At 72.7% G+C, this 14,414-nt stretch carries 16 protein-coding genes and 1 pseudogene; 8 read left to right on the forward strand and 9 right to left on the reverse strand.

Features of this window, described 5'->3' with window-relative positions:
• The first annotated feature begins 3 nt into the window (after positions 1-3).
• Complete coding sequence (locus AC1QRC_RS03610; RefSeq protein WP_484205463.1) at positions 4-1,185, forward strand: glycosyltransferase family 4 protein; 1,182 nt, start codon at positions 4-6, stop codon at positions 1,183-1,185.
• 67 nt (positions 1,186-1,252) lie between these two features.
• Here AC1QRC_RS03610 and AC1QRC_RS03615 read toward each other — a convergent pair whose 3' ends face one another.
• Both AC1QRC_RS03615 and AC1QRC_RS03620 read right to left on the reverse strand, forming a co-directional pair.
• Positions 1,253-1,450 carry a hypothetical protein gene (locus tag AC1QRC_RS03615; RefSeq protein ID WP_484205464.1) on the reverse strand — a complete coding sequence of 66 codons (198 nt, stop codon included), beginning with the start codon at positions 1,448-1,450 and terminating at the stop codon, positions 1,253-1,255.
• A 35-nt stretch (positions 1,451-1,485) separates the two neighbouring features.
• Positions 1,486-3,099 (reverse strand): MmpA family trehalose lipid delivery protein, encoded by a 1,614-nt coding sequence (locus AC1QRC_RS03620; RefSeq protein WP_484205465.1) that lies wholly within the window; start codon positions 3,097-3,099, stop codon positions 1,486-1,488.
• 116 nt (positions 3,100-3,215) lie between these two features.
• Here AC1QRC_RS03620 and AC1QRC_RS03625 point away from each other — a divergent pair, with 116 nt between their 5' ends.
• Entirely contained in the window at positions 3,216-3,617 is a 402-nt protein-coding gene (locus AC1QRC_RS03625; protein ID WP_484205466.1) for a pyridoxamine 5'-phosphate oxidase family protein, read from the forward strand.
• 19 nt (positions 3,618-3,636) lie between these two features.
• Here AC1QRC_RS03625 and AC1QRC_RS03630 read toward each other — a convergent pair whose 3' ends face one another.
• The 7 genes and pseudogenes from AC1QRC_RS03630 to AC1QRC_RS03660 all read right to left on the reverse strand — a co-directional run bounded on the left by AC1QRC_RS03630 (position 3,637) and on the right by AC1QRC_RS03660 (position 8,786).
• Positions 3,637-4,443 carry a class I SAM-dependent methyltransferase gene (locus tag AC1QRC_RS03630; RefSeq protein WP_484205467.1) on the reverse strand — a complete coding sequence of 269 codons (807 nt, stop codon included), beginning with the start codon at positions 4,441-4,443 and terminating at the stop codon, positions 3,637-3,639.
• A 7-nt stretch (positions 4,444-4,450) separates the two neighbouring features.
• Positions 4,451-5,290: an ammonia-dependent NAD(+) synthetase gene (nadE, locus tag AC1QRC_RS03635; protein WP_484205468.1), complete on the reverse strand. Its 840-nt coding sequence runs from the start codon at positions 5,288-5,290 to the stop codon at positions 4,451-4,453.
• Positions 5,291-5,310: 20 nt separating this feature from the next.
• Positions 5,311-5,920: pseudogene (locus AC1QRC_RS03640) on the reverse strand (response regulator transcription factor).
• Complete coding sequence (locus AC1QRC_RS03645; protein ID WP_484206569.1) at positions 5,917-6,336, reverse strand: sensor histidine kinase; 420 nt, start codon at positions 6,334-6,336, stop codon at positions 5,917-5,919. Before AC1QRC_RS03645 ends, AC1QRC_RS03640 begins: the two are co-directional and overlap by 4 nt.
• Positions 6,218-6,970 (reverse strand): histidine kinase, encoded by a 753-nt coding sequence (locus tag AC1QRC_RS03650; protein WP_484205469.1) that lies wholly within the window; start codon positions 6,968-6,970, stop codon positions 6,218-6,220. Before AC1QRC_RS03650 ends, AC1QRC_RS03645 begins: the two co-directional genes overlap by 119 nt.
• Before the next feature lie 59 nt (positions 6,971-7,029).
• Positions 7,030-7,791, reverse strand: coding sequence for an ABC transporter permease (locus AC1QRC_RS03655; protein ID WP_484205470.1), 762 nt, complete (start codon positions 7,789-7,791; stop codon positions 7,030-7,032).
• Positions 7,788-8,786, reverse strand: coding sequence for an ABC transporter ATP-binding protein (locus AC1QRC_RS03660; RefSeq protein ID WP_484205471.1), 999 nt, complete (start codon positions 8,784-8,786; stop codon positions 7,788-7,790). The genes AC1QRC_RS03655 and AC1QRC_RS03660 overlap by 4 nt, the downstream gene beginning before the upstream one ends.
• A 156-nt stretch (positions 8,787-8,942) precedes the next feature.
• On the opposite strand from AC1QRC_RS03660, the gene AC1QRC_RS03665 reads away from it, so the two are divergent.
• From AC1QRC_RS03665 to AC1QRC_RS03690, 6 genes are all read left to right on the forward strand, one after another.
• Entirely contained in the window at positions 8,943-9,605 is a 663-nt protein-coding gene (locus AC1QRC_RS03665) for a hypothetical protein (RefSeq protein ID WP_484205472.1), read from the forward strand.
• Positions 9,606-9,677: 72 nt separating this feature from the next.
• The gene (locus tag AC1QRC_RS03670; protein WP_484205473.1) at positions 9,678-11,246 is read left to right on the forward strand and encodes a peptidoglycan-binding domain-containing protein; all 1,569 of its coding nucleotides are present in this window, start codon (positions 9,678-9,680) and stop codon (positions 11,244-11,246) included.
• Positions 11,243-12,049, forward strand: coding sequence for a dimethylargininase (gene ddaH / locus AC1QRC_RS03675; RefSeq protein ID WP_484205474.1), 807 nt, complete (start codon positions 11,243-11,245; stop codon positions 12,047-12,049). Before AC1QRC_RS03670 ends, ddaH begins: the two co-directional genes overlap by 4 nt.
• Positions 12,050-12,085: 36 nt before the next feature.
• On the forward strand, positions 12,086-13,180 hold the full coding sequence (locus tag AC1QRC_RS03680; RefSeq protein ID WP_484205475.1) for an App1 family protein: 1,095 nt from the start codon (positions 12,086-12,088) through the stop codon (positions 13,178-13,180).
• The gene (locus tag AC1QRC_RS03685; RefSeq protein WP_484205476.1) at positions 13,173-14,033 is read left to right on the forward strand and encodes an Fpg/Nei family DNA glycosylase; all 861 of its coding nucleotides are present in this window, start codon (positions 13,173-13,175) and stop codon (positions 14,031-14,033) included. The genes AC1QRC_RS03680 and AC1QRC_RS03685 overlap by 8 nt, the downstream gene beginning before the upstream one ends.
• Before the next feature lie 25 nt (positions 14,034-14,058).
• Positions 14,059-14,388, forward strand: a complete 330-nt coding sequence (locus tag AC1QRC_RS03690) for a rhodanese-like domain-containing protein (protein ID WP_484205477.1) — start codon at positions 14,059-14,061, stop codon at positions 14,386-14,388.
• Positions 14,389-14,414 lie beyond the last annotated feature (26 nt).

A 14,414-nucleotide genomic window follows, 5' to 3' on the forward strand; every position in this document is an offset into this window, starting at 1 on the left:
ACGATGCGGATCGCCATCTGCAACTGGCGCGACCTGGCCCACCCCGAGGGCGGCGGTGCCGAGGTCTACGCCCAGCAGGTGGCCGAGGGCCTCGCTGCCACCGGTCACCAGGTCACCTTCCTGTGTGCCGCGCACGACGCGGCCCCGGCCGAGGAGACGGTCGCCGGGGTGCGCTACCTCCGCTCCGGCTCCCGGACCAGCGTCTACCGGCAGGCGCGCCGCGCGATCCGGCGGCTGGAGGCCGGGGAGGGTGCGTTCGACGTCGTCGTGGACGTGCAGAATGGTCTGCCGTTCTTCGCCGCCAGAGCGACCAAGGCACCGGTCGTCGTGCTGGTCCACCACGTGCACCGGGAGCAGTGGCCCGTGGTCTTCAACCGTGCCGTCGCCACCCTGGGGTGGGCGGTGGAGTCGCGCGTGTCGCCACGGGTGAACCGCGGCCGGCAGTATGTCGCGGTCTCGCGGTCCACCAAGGAGGAGTTGGCCGCGATGGGGGTCGAGCGCGACCACGTCGCGATCATCCACAACGGCACCCTGCCGCCCCCGCCGGTCCTGGAGGTCCCGGCGGTCCCGCCGCAGCTGCTCGTGCTGGGTCGTCTGGTCAAGCACAAGCGGGTGGAGCAGGCCGTGGACCTGACGCGGCGGCTGCGGGCCCGTCACCCGGGGCTGCGGCTGCGGGTCGTCGGCACCGGGTGGTGGCGCACGCAGCTCGAGGAGTATGTCGAGGCGCAGGGTGCGCAGGACTACGTGGACATCCTGGGATTCGTCGACGAGGAGACCAAGCACCGGGAGCTGGGGACCGCCTCGCTGCTGTTGGTGCCCAGCGTCAAGGAGGGGTGGGGCCTGTCGGTGGTGGAGGCGGCCAGCCACGGGGTGCCGGCGATTGGCTACCGGGACGCTGGAGGGGTGGCCGAGTCGATCGAGCACGGGCGCACCGGCGTGCTGGTCTCCGACCTTGACGAGATGGTGGAGCAGGTCGACCGGTTGCTGGCCAACCCCGGCACCCTCGACCGGCTCGGGGAGAACGCCCGGGCCCACTCGGCCCGGTTCACCTGGCCGGAAACGGTGCGGGCGTGGGAGGAACTCCTGCTGCGCGCCGCCTGGGGCAAGCGACCCAGCGACCTGGGCGACCACCCGCGCCCGTCGTTGCCCGAGGTGTCGCTGGACCGGGCCCGGGGCAGCGCCTGAGGGTTCAGGCGCGTTCGAACGAGGTCAGCCGCTGTTTCGGTCGGGCCGTGACTGTGGGCCAGCGGGGTCAGTCGCCGTAGCCGAGGATCTCCTGGGCCGGTTGGATCTCGGTGCGGCCGGTCTCCCGTGCCGCGGAATCGTCCGGGGCGTAGCTGTTGACCACTGCGGCGGTGGCGGCGCCCGCGGCACCGAGGCCCACGACGATCGCGACCACGGCGGGGACGACACGTCGGCCGGCGCCGCCGGCGAGCGTGCTCTGGCTCATTCTGACCTCCATCGGACCACAGGTACGCCCTGAGGTTACCGCATAGTAGCCGCGCTGTCCCAGAGGTCGCCCAGGTCCCAGACCACCCAGTCCGGGCCGAGGTGGACCGGGTCCAGGGCGACGAGGGTGTCGTCGGAGGCGGGGACGGTCAACTCGGGGACGATGCCGGGGGAGCCCCGCCACGCCAGGACCCAGCGCACGCCCAGACCCTGCAGCAGCGTGGTGTCGATCTGCTCGCCGGCCAGTTGCTGAGCGTAGGCAGGCTCCTCCCCGCCCACGGTGAAGGTCTGTCCGTCCCGGCGGACGGTGAGGTTGCGGGCATGCAGCGTCTCGGCCTCGAGCGCGCGGGGCAGCGGGTCCAGGAACGGGGTGGGACCCGCCCAGCCGGTGGTCCGGAACGGCTGCCAGGGCAGCAGCAGGACCCGCTCCCCGGGGGAGTGGTCCTCGTTGACCATCTGCACGACGGTGTCCCACTCCTCGGGCAGCGCGACCGGCGCGGCGTCCCGGGCCATCCGGCCCGGCAGGTCGGGGACGGCCAACGCTCCGACGGAGGCTGTCACCGCGACGGCGGCGACCGCGACGAGGCGGCGGGGTCCCGCACCCCGCACCAGGGCGGCGACGCCCACCGCGACCAGGACGGCGACCGCCAGGGTGGGCCAGGCGAGCATGCGGTGGGTGTCGCGCAGCAGCGCCACCCCCGGCACCTGCTGCAGCACCCGCCACACCGGCAGCAACGGGCCGGCCAGGGCCAGCACGGTGCCGACCCCGACGAGGTAGGCGACGCCGGCCAGGGCGACCCCGGGGCGGCGGGAGCGGCCGAACCACCAGGTCAGCAGTGCGGCGATGACCAGGAGCACCTGGGCCAGGACCGGCCAGGCCAACTGGCGGGACTCCAACCACGCCCCGGGTGCCCACACACCGCCGAGGGTGAGCACCGCGCCCACGGTGCCGCCGATCCCGTCGGAGTGCACCGCGAAGGCGTCGGCCCCCGAGCCGACCGCTCCGGCTCCCGGGTTGTCCAGGGCGGCGACGATCCACGGGGCGGACAGGAGCAGGACGGGCACCGGCAGGATCAGCCGGGCGTGCCACCCGCGGGCCGCCAGCAGCACGGTGGCCGCGGCCATGACCGAGCCGACCGGGGTCAAAACCGCCGGGAGGGCGGCCAGGGCCACCCGGGGCACCCGCGACCACAGGCCGCCGCCGGACCGTGTGGCCAGCACCAGCCAGGGGATCGCGGCATACCCGAGCAGGGTGGGTGCCTGACCGAGGAGCAGCCGCTCGGCGACGTAGGGGTTCAGGATCGCCAGCGCGGCCCCGATGCACGTGGCGACGGCCCCCTGGCGGCGCAGCAGGACCGCCGTCCCACACCCGGCGAGCAGCAGCGGGGCCACCAGGAGCGCCCGGGCCACCAGTCCGGCGGGCAGGACGGTCGACAGCGCGGTCACGACGGCATCCAGCGGCACGGCCCGCGGCGCGCCCCCGCCACCCCAGGTGGCCTCGTTCCAGACGGGGTCGGGGACGGTGACGAAGTCACGGTGCAGGAACACCCCGTCCCAGGGTCCGACCAGCACCACGCCGCCGAGCACGAGCAGGGTCGCGGCGAGCGCGACGGCACAGCCCGCCCAGGTGGATCGGCGGGTGGTCCTCATGCCTCGGTTGTACCCCACGCCCCTGCGAGTGCCCGAACTGGCGACTGCACTTCCCGGCCCGTGGCGATCTACTACGTTGCCTAGTAGTCTGGGTGTGACGACCCGAGGAGGACGCGATGAGCCAGGACCGCACCGACCACACGCTCCCCGAGGCCGAGTGCTGGCGGCGGCTGCGGGACCACGCCTTCGGACGCCTCGCCTACCACCTGGTGGACGAGGTGCACATCGTGCCGCTGAACTACCTGGTCGACGGCGACCGACTGGTGATCCGGACGGTCCCGGGGAGCAAACTGCTGGGCGTCGAGATGCACCCCGACGTGGCCTTCGAGATCGACGGCGAGGGAGAGGGCACGATCTGGAGCGTCGTCGCGAGGGGGAGCGCGCACCGCCTCGAGGGGGACGAGGCACGAGCGGCCGATGAACTGCCGCTGCCGGGCTGGATCGAGACCGAGCGCTACGCCAACGTCGAGATCAGGGTCACCGAGCTCACCGGTCGCGAGTTCCCGCTGCGCCGCTGACGGGGCGGGGCGCAGGGCGTCAGTCGCACACAGCGGTGAGGAGCAGGTGGGGCGAGAGGTTGATCGCCCGTGGGTCCTGCTCGACCATGCGGGCCGCGACCTGGGCGTGCAGCAGCACCGTCTCCACGCGGTCCTCCGGGAGGTGGTCGAACGCGTAGGCCATCGGCCCCTCGACCCCGTACACCTGCACCTCGCTCCACCCGGCGTCGACCGCCTCCGCGGCCAGCTCCCCAGCCGTATGGGCGTGCCCCAGGGGGAACCCTCCGATGTGGAGGTTCTCGCCGGTCCGGACCAGGTGCGCCAGCACCTCCTGGGAGACCTCCGTGAGCGCGCTGTCGAGGGCGAGCTCCCCGATGACGTGGTACCGGCCGACCGCGGCGGCGAAGACCCTCCAGCCCCGCCGGGTCACCCGGAGGGCCTCCCGCCAGGCGGCCTGTCGGTCCTCCGGCCGGGCCAGGTGGTAGAGCGGACCGAGCAGCAGGACCACGTCCTGGCTGTCGTCCGCTGCCGCGAGCTCGCGGGCGTCACCCCGTGAGGCGGTGACCCCGGCGATCCCGGAGGCGGCCGCGACGTGCCGGGGCACGGGGTCGACCAGGTGGACGCGGTGTCCCTGGCCCGCCAGCCATCCGGCATACGCCCCGGCGCCGCCGCCCACGTCCAGGACGTCGAGGGCCTCGATCGGCTCGACCGGCGGCTCCGGAAGGTGCCGGGAGACCAGCTCCCGGGTGCGCAGCGCCTCCAGCCGGTGGTGGGCACTGTGGGTCAGCCGACCGGACTCGTCCTCGACGTCCTCGTACCAGGCGATCACGTCCTCGTCGGAGTGCACGACACGGTCAGACGTCGTCGGGGGTGACCGGCAGGGCCCGCTTGTGGGCCGTCCGGCGGTGCCAGGACTCGATCGTCTCGCGCGCCTGCTCGGAGACTTCCGCGCCCTCCAGGTAGTCGTCGATCTCGTCGTAGCTGACGCCGAGCGCCTCCTCGTCCGGGAGCTGCGGCCGGGAGTCCTCCAGGTCGGCCGTCGGCACCTTCTGGGTGAGCTCGACGGGCGCCCCGAGCTCGGCCCCGACGGCCCGGACCCGGCGCTTGTTGAGCCCCGCGAGCGGGGTGAGGTCGCAGGCCCCGTCGCCGAACTTGGTGAAGAACCCGACCACGGCCTCCGCGGCGTGGTCGGTGCCGATCACGAGCATGCCGCGGGCGCCCGCCACGAGGTACTGCGCCACCATCCGCTCGCGGGCCTTGACGTTGCCCTTGACGAAGTCGGCGTGCTCGATCGTGGTGAAGTCGACCCCGGCCCCGTCGACCTCGGCGAACATGGCGTCGGTGCTCGCCTTGATGTTGATGGTCAGCACCTCGTCGGCGCGGATGAAGTCGAGCGCCCGCTGGGCGTCGTCCTCGTCCCGCTGCTCCCCGTAGGGCAGCCGGACCGCGACGAACGTGGCCTCGCCGCCGCCCTCCCTGACCCGCTCGACGGCCAGCTGAGCCAGGCGTCCCGCGGTGGAGGAGTCGACACCGCCGCTGATGCCCAGGACGTAGCCGGCGCTGCCGGTCGAGCGCAGATAGTCGGCGAGGAACGCGACGCGGCGCTCGACCTCCTCCGCCGCATCGAAGTCGGGGCGCACCCCGAGCTCGGCGATGATCTCCTGCTGCGTGCTGCCTGCGGGTGTCGTGCTCACCCTCCAACGCTACCGGGCTCTCACAGCCACCCGTGCTGTTGGGCCGTGCGGGCGGCCTGCACCCGGGTGTCGGCGCCGGTCTTGCCGATGGCGGAGGACAGGTAGTTGCGCACCGTGCCCTGCGACAGGTGGAGCGTGGCCGGCGATGGTGGCGACCGTGCTGCCCTCCAGCGACTCACGCAGCACGTCGCGCTCCCGGTCGGTCAACGGGTTCGGCCCGCCGACGAGGGACTCCGCAGCCAGGGCGGGGTCGACCACGCGTAGCCCGGCGTGCACCCTGCGGACCGCCTCGGCGAGCTCGGGCGCCGGGGTGTCCTTGACCACGAACCCGCTCGCGCCGGCCTCCAGGGCGCGGCGCAGGTATCCCGGCCGACCGAAGGTGGTGACGATGAGCGACCGGCATCCCGGGACCTCGGCAGCCACCGCTGCCGCTGCGGCGATGCCGTCCAATCCCGGCATCTCGATGTCGAGCAGGCAGACGTCGACGGCGTGCTCCCGGGCCGCAGCCACCACCTGGTCGCCCCGTCCCACCTCGGCCACCACCTCGAGGTCACCCTCCAGCCCGAGTAGTGCCGCCAGGGCCCCGCGGATCAGGGCCTGGTCATCGGCCAGAAGCACCCGGATGGTCACAGTTGCACCTCGATCCGGGTGCCGCCCGACTCGCCCGCGGTCACGGACAGCTGGCCGCCGGCACCCGTGACTCTCTCCCGGACGCCGCGGATCCCGTTGCCCTCGCGCCGGGTCTGCATCCCGCGGCCGTCGTCCTCCACCACGAGGCTGTCCTCGCGCAACGTCACGGTGCACCGGGTGGCCAGGCTGTGCCGCACGACGTTGGTGACCGCCTCCCGCAGCACCCAGGCGACCACGATGCGGTGGCGCGGATCCACCACCGCCGGGTCGTCGGGCAGGTCGGCGGCGATCCCGGCGTCACCGAGGGCGGCCCGCGCCGACGCCAGCTCGTCGGCGAGTCGGGCCACCCGGAGTCCGGAGATGGTCGCCCTGATCTCGGCCAGCGACTCCCGGGTCAGGGACTGGATCTGGTCCAGCTCGGCCTTGGCCCGATCCGGGTCGACATCGACCAGCCGGCGCGGCCAGCTCGGCCTTGACGGTGACCACCGTGAGGCTGTGCCCGATGACGTCGTGCACGTCCCGGGCCACCCGGTCCCGCTCCTCGACCAGGGCCAGCTCCGAGGTCACCTCCTGGTGGGCCACCTGGCGCTCCTCCAGCACCCGCACCAGCGCCGTGGCCACCGCGACCAGCGCGATGATCGGCACGAAGAACCAATACTCCCCCAGCAGGCCGAGGGGCAGGGAGACCAGCACCGGGCTGAGGATGCCGAGCACCCCGAGCGTCAGGGCCACCGGGAGCGGCAGGCTGAACATGCCGAAGGCCACCACGAAGGTGACCATGCCCAGGGCCTGCGGCCCGATCACCACGGCCGCCAGCAGGACGAGGGTGACCAGGAGCCCCAGGTAGACCCAGCCGAACCGACCCACCTGCCGCCAGGTGTCCGCCTGGGAGATCCGGATGAACCCGTGCACGTAGACCGCGGCGAACATCAGGATGACGACCACGCCGGCCACACGCCATACGGTGTCGCGCGGTGCCGTCACGGCCGCCGCGATCGGGAAGGCCAGGAAGACCAACCAGATGGCCCCCATCAGCCAGCCGAACCGCACCCACGGGTCCTCGGGTGCGGTCGGCCGGCTCGGGGCGTGGCCCGGCGTGACGGGCCGGGTCACTGGCGGCCCCGGCTCCGGCGCACCAGCAGCACCGCCACGACGCTGAAGATCACTGCCCACACCGCCACGTTAGCGACCGGGATCCACAGCGGGTCGTGGGTCAGCTCACCGGTGGCGGTGTTGATCAGGTGGCCCTCGGTCAGCGGGTAGCGGGCGAGCGCCACGTAGCCGTAGAGCGGGGTGAACTTGGCGATCGTGAGCATCAGCCCCGACAACGGGAAGAAGATGTTGCCCAGGAAGGCCAGGATGACCAGCGAGCCGCTCGCGGCACCGACGGCCGCCTCGGAGCGGAACGCCAGGCCGAAGCACAGGCCGTAGATCGCGAAGACCGCGGCGCCGACCAGGACGATGAGCCCGCTGAGTAGCCAGGCGCCGACGGTGCCCTCGGCCCCGGTGACCGTCCCCAGCAGGTAGATCAGGGTGATCGGCACGGCCGCGATGACCAGGGCCACCAGGCTCTTGGTGGCGACGTACTGGGCGTCCCGCATCGGGGTCAGGCCGAGCTGGCGGCCCCACCCCTGCATCCGCTCGACGGCGGCCATCCCCCCGACGCCCACCGTGGCGGTGACCGCGCCGTAGGCCGCCATCGAGATCATCACGTACAGCCCGACGTTGCCGTTGCCGGCGTTCTGCTCGGAGTACTGCTGCACGGCCCCGAAGATGACGTAGAAGAAGGCCGGCAGGATCGCGATGAAGAACATCGAGACGTAGTCGCGGGCGACCCGGCGCAGCTCCAGGCCGGTGTAGACGGCATTCATGCCGGGACCTCCTCGGTCGCGCCGTCGGTGGTGTCGCCCCGACGGTCGGTGATGGTCAGGAACGCGGTCTCCAGGGAGCCGCTGCTGATCTCCAGGTTGCGGGCGCCCAGCTCGGTGAGCAGCAGTCGGGCGACGCTGTCGGAGTCACCGGAGCGCACCGTGACCCGCCCCCGTTGGGTGGTCACCTCGTGCACCTCGGGTATGCCGTGGAGCCGGTCGAGCGCGTCCGTCGCCGACTCCTCGGGCAGGTCGGCGGAGACGGTGCGCCCGCTGGCCCGCGAGCGGATCTGCTCGGTCGTGCCGTCGGCGACGATCCGTCCGCCGGCGATCATCACGATGCGCCGGGCGAAGGCGTCGGCCTCCTCCAGGTAGTGGGTGGCGAAGACGATGGTGCGACCGGCGTCGGCCTCCGCGTGCATGGTGTCCCAGAACTCGCGGCGGGCCCCGACGTCCATCCCGGCCGTGGGCTCGTCCAGCACCAGCAGGTCCGGGTCGGGCAGCAGCGCCAGGGCGAACCGGAGCCGCTGCTGCTCACCCCCGGAGCACTTGGAGACCCGGCGCCGGGTCAGGTCGCCCAGCCCGGCCTTCTCGATGACGGCGTCCACCCCGGCGTGCTGGTCGAAGGTGGAGGCGATCATCTGGACGGTCTCGCGGACGGTCAGGTCGCGCAGCAGGCCCCCGGTCTGGAGAACGGCGGACACCCGGCCGTCGGCGACCGCCCTGCGGGGTGGCCGGCCGTAGGTCGTCACCGTCCCGGAGGTCGGGTCGGTCAGGCCGAGCACCATGTCCAGGGTGGTCGTCTTGCCGGCCCCGTTGGGACCGAGGAAGGCCACCACCTCACCCGGATCGATGCGCAGGTCCACCCCGTCGACCGCCCGGACGGGCTGGCCGCCGGGCACCGCGAAGGTCTTGGTCAGGCCGGACAGCTGCACCGCCGCCCGGTCGGCCCGGTCGGACGTCGCGCCCGGTGCATTCGTGCTCGATGTCGTCGTCATGCCCCCATCGTGTCCCCCGACACCTGCGTGGTCCCCGCCCGTTCGTCACCGGCTGCCCCTGACATTCGTCATGCCGGAACCTGCCGGGTCCTCGCCACGTCATAGGCTGGACCTGAGGGGGGACCCCCTCGCCTGCAGACCGAGGAGACGATTGCGATGCGACGCACCACGACGACCTTTGCCCTGGCCGCCACGGCCGCCCTCACCCTGTCCGCCTGCGGCGGCGGTGCCGAGGCGCTGACCCAGGAGCAGACCGCCGAGGTCCTGCTGACCGAGGAGGAGTTCGGCATCGACGGCTGGACCCGTGGCGAGGTCGAGGAGGTCGAGAGCGACGACGGCGCGGACGCGACCGACGACGCGACGAACGAGTTCGAGGAGCTGTTGGGCGAGGCCGAGGGGGTCAGCCAGGAGTGCGTCGACGCCCTCGGCGCGATCGAGGGCGACGCCTTCGGGGAGATCAGCGCCGGATCCAAGGTGACCTTCAGCGGCGGCGGGGGCGACCTGATGCCGGAGGAGGCTGAGCTGGTGGTCGTGGCCATCGACGGGGACTCCCCGCTGAGCGGCTTCGAGGCGATCAACGCCGAGTGCAGCGACCTGGAGATCGAGTCCGAGGGCGTCACCATGGAGATGAACTTCAGCGAGCTCGACGGCATGGACGGCACGCGCATCAACATGGGCGTGATGGGCATGGAGGTCGAGATCATCATGGGCGGCGTCCAGGACGGCGACAACGTCGTGGCCATGGTCGTCACCGGGCTCGAGGAGTCTGAGGTCAAGGAGATCGTGGACCGGCAGATGGAGAAGGTCTCCGACTTGTGACCCGCTACCCCTAGCGGAACGTGCCCTGCACGGCATACAGTCGAGTCGTCCTGTTCGTCTGAGGAGAGCTACGTGAACACTGCTGGGGGAGACCGGAGTCGTGACCGGGAGCAGCGCCCGACGCATCGTCGTCGGGTGCTGTCCGGTGTGCTGGGTGCCGCGCTGGCCCTCACGCTGAGTCAGGCGGTGCCCGTGCTCGCGGACGAGGAGCCCGCGCCTCCGCCGGCCACCGACGCCCCCGCCGACCAGGCTCCGGACCAGGGGCAGGACCAGTCCCCCGAGCAGGGCGAGGACCACGGCCATGACAGCGGATCCGGTAGTGGCGGCAAGGGATACGGCTACGGCGGCCGCGCCACCGGGCCCTCGCCGCTGCCGCTGCTCGACGCCGACCCGAACTACCCGGTGCCCGAGCCGATGGAGCGCGACGACCTGCCCGAGGAGGTCGACGTCGTGCCGTCCTGGCAGACCAACACGATGTGCGACCCGGTGGACCGGCCCGGCATGGTGGCCTTCGCCAACCTCATCGGTGAGCACTACAACCGTCCGGGGTACACCACCTCCCGCAGCTGCATCAACCTGAAGTCGGAGCACTACGACGGCCGGGCGGTCGACTGGCAGCTCAATGCCTACGACCCGGTGGACCGCCGGATCGGCGACGCGGCCGTCACCTGGTTGACCGCCAACGACGGCGAGATGGCCAAGCGGTTCGGCATCCAGTCGATCATCTGGAACCAACACGTCTGGCGGGCCTACGAGTCCGAGGTCGGCTGGCGGGGCTACGTCGGGCAGAGCCCGCACACCGACCACGTCCACTTCTCCTTCACCTGGGACGGCGCCGCCATGCGCACCTCCTGGTGGACCGGTGTCCCGGTGCAGGACCCCGACCTCGGGCCGTGCGCCGCCGCGTCCGGCCAGGGAGTCGTGGTCTCCCGGGCCCCGCGGCTGGGGGACTGCAGCAGCGCCCCGGTCGCCCCCCTGTCCGGTGCGGACGGGAGCGAGCAGGAGGAGACCGGGCAGGACGAGGCCGCGACGGCGCCGCGCGCCTCCGGGCCGACCGGGCCCACCGTGGGCAGCACCACCCCCGACTACATGGTCACCGCCTTCACGCCCCACCTGGACACCGAGCTCTCGGTCGGCGACAACGGCGAGGGCGTCGCGGTGCTGCAGCGCGCCCTCGGCATCGAGGACGACGGCGTGTTCGGCGGGCAGACCGCGGAGGCGCTGCACGAGTACGTCACCGAGCGCCCGGGCCTGCGCGCCGCGGGCTCCGCCCAGGAGCAGAGCACCAGCACGCTGATCTGGCTGATGCTGGAGCGGGACACCTACCCCACCGTGCCGATCCGGTCGATGGAAGTGGCCCTCGGTGACGAGGGTCCGGCCGTGGCGTTGCTGCAGGCGCAGTTCGACCTGGACGCCGACGGCATCTTCGGCCCGATGACCGAGCAGGCCGTCAGGGACGCCCAGCTCGAGGCGGGCCTGGCCCCGAACGGGGTCGTCGACGGGGCCACCTGGCAGGTCGTCGACTCCGGGCGCGGTGCGGACTGGGAGTTGGCGACCGCCTACGTCGACCCGCAGGGCTTCACCTGGGAGAACGGCGCGATCCGGCTGCGGCAGGAAGACCTGCCGGCCGCGGACCAGTGACCGCGGGCGGGGCGCAGACGCGGCTCGCCTTCGTTCGCCGCCCCAGCCCGCACCTGGCGCAGGGCCTGGTCACCCACATCGAGCGCAGCACTGACGTCGACGCCGGACGGGCCCTCGAGCAGTGGCAGGGCTACGTCACCGCGCTGCAGGACGCTGGCTACACCACGGTCGAGGTGGAGCCCGCGCCCGAGTGCCCGGACGGGGTGTTCATCGAGGACGCGATGGTCGTCGCCGGGGGACTGGCGGTGCTGACGGCGCCCGGTGCCCCCAGCCGGGTTGCGGAGGTCGCGACCGTCCGTGCCGCCGCGCTGGCCGTCGGGCTGACCGTCGTGGAGCTGACCGACGCCCCCGTCGAGGGGACCGTGGCCCTGGACGGCGGGGACGTGCTCAAGGTGGGGGACACGGCATACGTGGGGGTCGGCGGGCGCACCACGGAGGCCGGCGCGCAGGCGCTGGCCCACCACCTGGCCACCGTCGATCGCCGCGTCGTGGCCGTCCCGATCAGCAAAACCCTGCACCTGAAGAGCCAGGTCACCGCGCTGCCGGACGGCACGGTCGTCGGCTACGAGCCGCTCGTGGACGATCCGGGGTCGTGGCCGGGGTTCCTGGCCGTGCCGGAGCCGGAGGGCGCACACGTCGTCGTCCTGGGCGAGCGGACAGTGCTGATGTCCGACCAGGCGCCGCAGACCGCCCGCCTGTTCGCCGACCGCGGGCTCGAGGTGGTCGCCCTGCCGGTCGGTGAGTTCGTCAAGCTCGAGGGCTGCGTGACCTGCCTGTCCGTGCGACTCCACGACGCGGACTGACCGGCGCCGTCGGCGCTGACCACTACAGTTCTCGCTATGGCCGGTCGTCCGCACATCGCCGCCGTGATGGAGAACGCCGTCAACACCCGGGTGGAGCGGATCCTGCGCCGCCGCGGGTGGACCGAGCGGCTGATCGGCTACACCGGTTACGGCACCGCCGAGCAGGTGCGGGTCCTGGCGCGGGTCGTGCTTTCCCGCCAGGAGCAGCCGGAGGACGTCACGGTCGCGGTCGGGGCCAGTGACGCCGAGCAGGAGCAGGCCGAGGAGCTGACGCAGCGTGGGTGGCGTGCCTTCGTCACCGCCCCGGCCCTGTCGACCCCGGTGCACATCACCCTGGGTGCCGCGCAGACCGAGGTGGTCACCGACCGTGGGGGCTACGTCGACGTGGTGCTGACTGGCCACGGCCTGGCGCCGGGCTGGCACGAGGTCACGCTGAGCGCGGCCCACGGTGCCGAGGTCGCGGCACCGATCCAGGTCATCGACCCCGCGGTGGGTCGCGGGGTGGTCAGCGACATCGACGACACGGTGATGATCACCCACCTGCCCCGCATCATGATCGCCGCGTGGAACACGTTCGTGCGGTCCGAGCAGGCCCGCCAGGTGGTGCCGGGCATGGCGGCGCTGCTGCGCTCGCTGCAGGGGGAGGTCGCCGGGTCGCCGGTCTTCTACCTGTCCACCGGGGCGTGGAACACTGCCCCGACCCTGGCGCGATTCCTCAAGCGCAACTACTACCCGGGCGGGCCGCTGCTGCTGACCGACTGGGGTCCGACGAACACCGGATGGTTCCGCAGCGGCCAGCAGCACAAGAAGGAGCAACTGCACCGGTTGCTGCGCGACTTCCCGGGCATGCGCTGGATCCTGATCGGCGACGACGGGCAGCACGACCCCGCGATCTATGGCGAGTTCGCCGAGCAGCACCCCGAGGCGGTCGAGGCGGTCGCCATCCGGCAGCTCACGCCGACCCAGCAGGTGCTCTCCCACGGGTTGCCGATCGCGACCGACGAGTTGCTCGGCCAGCGGCACAACGTGCCGATGCTGCGGGCGCCGGACGGCTACCAGCTGCACCGGTTGATCCACCGGGCCCGCCAGGCGATCGGCCGGGTCACGGTCCCGGAGGGTCGGCGTGCCTGAGCTGCCCGAGGTGCAGGCGCTGGTCGAATTCCTGGCGCGGCGGCTCGCCGGGCGGGTGGTCACCGACGTCGAGCTTGGGTCGATCGCGGTGCTCAAGACCTTCGACCCGTCACCGGACGCGCTGGTCGGCAGCCCCGTCGACGGCGCCGCGCGGCACGGCAAGTTCGTCGACCTCGACGTCGACGGCACCCACCTGGTCTTCCACCTGGCCCGGGCCGGTTGGTTGCGCTGGTCCGAGGCGATCCCCGACACCCGCGTCCGGCCCGGCAAGTCGCCCATCGCGCTGCGGGTGCGGCTGGACGACGGCGCCGGCTTCGACCTGACCGAGGCCGGCACCCGCAAGGGTTTGGCCGCCTACGTGGTGCACGACCCCGCCGACGTCCCCGGCATCGCCTCCCTGGGGCCGGACCCGTTGGCCGCGGAGTTCACCCGGGAGGTGCTCGGCGAGATCCTGGAGGGCCGCCGCACCCAGATCAAGGGGGTGTTGCGCGACCAGCGGGTGATCGCCGGCATCGGCAACGCCTACTCCGACGAGATCCTGCACGCCGCCCGGCTCTCGCCCTACACCCTCGCCGCCGCCCTCACCGGGGAGCAGGTGGACACCCTGTATGCCGAGCTGCGGCGGGTCCTCACCGACGCCGTCGGGGTGGCTTCCGGCAAGCCCGCGGCCGAGCTCAAGGACGCCAAGCGCGCCGGGATGGCGGTGCACGGTCGGGCGGGTCAGGAGTGCCCGGTGTGCGGTGACACCGTGCGCGAGGTGAGCTTCGCCGACACCGCTCTGCAGTACTGCCCGACCTGTCAGACCGGCGGCAAGGTGCTCGCCGACCGCCGGATGTCCCGTCTGCTGCGCTGAGACACGACGTGACACCATGGCGGGCATGAGCGAAGTCCCCACCATCTCGGTCCACGACATCCCTGACGACGCCGTCATCCTCGACGTCCGCGAGGACGACGAGTGGCAGGCGGGGCACGCTGCGGGCGCGGTGCACGTGCCGCTCGGGGAGGTCCCCGCGCGACTCGGCGACCTGCCGGAGCAGGACGAGCCGCTGCCCGTCATCTGCCGCAGCGGCGGCCGCTCCGGCCGGGCCGTGCAGTGGCTGGTGCAGCAGGGGTTCGACGTGGTCAACGTCGACGGTGGCATGCGTGCCTGGGGCGGCGCCGGCAAGTCGATGGTCGCCTCCGGCAACGCCGACCCCCAGGTCCTCTGACAGCGCGTTCCGCCGCGGTCGGTCGC

This window comes from Ornithinicoccus sp. (genome assembly GCF_057176825.1).

Excerpts from the sequence above, each read along its gene's own strand:
- AC1QRC_RS03610 (WP_484205463.1), top strand. The coding sequence starts at position 4 with ATGCGGATCGCCATCTGCAACTGGCGCGACCTGGCCCACCCCGAGGGC.
- AC1QRC_RS03615 (WP_484205464.1), bottom strand. The coding sequence starts at position 1,450 with ATGAGCCAGAGCACGCTCGCCGGCGGCGCCGGCCGACGTGTCGTCCCC.
- AC1QRC_RS03620 (WP_484205465.1), bottom strand. The coding sequence starts at position 3,099 with ATGAGGACCACCCGCCGATCCACCTGGGCGGGCTGTGCCGTCGCGCTC.
- AC1QRC_RS03625 (WP_484205466.1), top strand. The coding sequence starts at position 3,216 with ATGAGCCAGGACCGCACCGACCACACGCTCCCCGAGGCCGAGTGCTGG.
- AC1QRC_RS03655 (WP_484205470.1), bottom strand. The coding sequence starts at position 7,791 with ATGAATGCCGTCTACACCGGCCTGGAGCTGCGCCGGGTCGCCCGCGAC.
- AC1QRC_RS03660 (WP_484205471.1), bottom strand. The coding sequence starts at position 8,786 with ATGACGACGACATCGAGCACGAATGCACCGGGCGCGACGTCCGACCGG.
- AC1QRC_RS03665 (WP_484205472.1), top strand. The coding sequence starts at position 8,943 with ATGCGACGCACCACGACGACCTTTGCCCTGGCCGCCACGGCCGCCCTC.
- AC1QRC_RS03680 (WP_484205475.1), top strand. The coding sequence starts at position 12,086 with ATGGCCGGTCGTCCGCACATCGCCGCCGTGATGGAGAACGCCGTCAAC.
- AC1QRC_RS03690 (WP_484205477.1), top strand. The coding sequence starts at position 14,059 with ATGAGCGAAGTCCCCACCATCTCGGTCCACGACATCCCTGACGACGCC.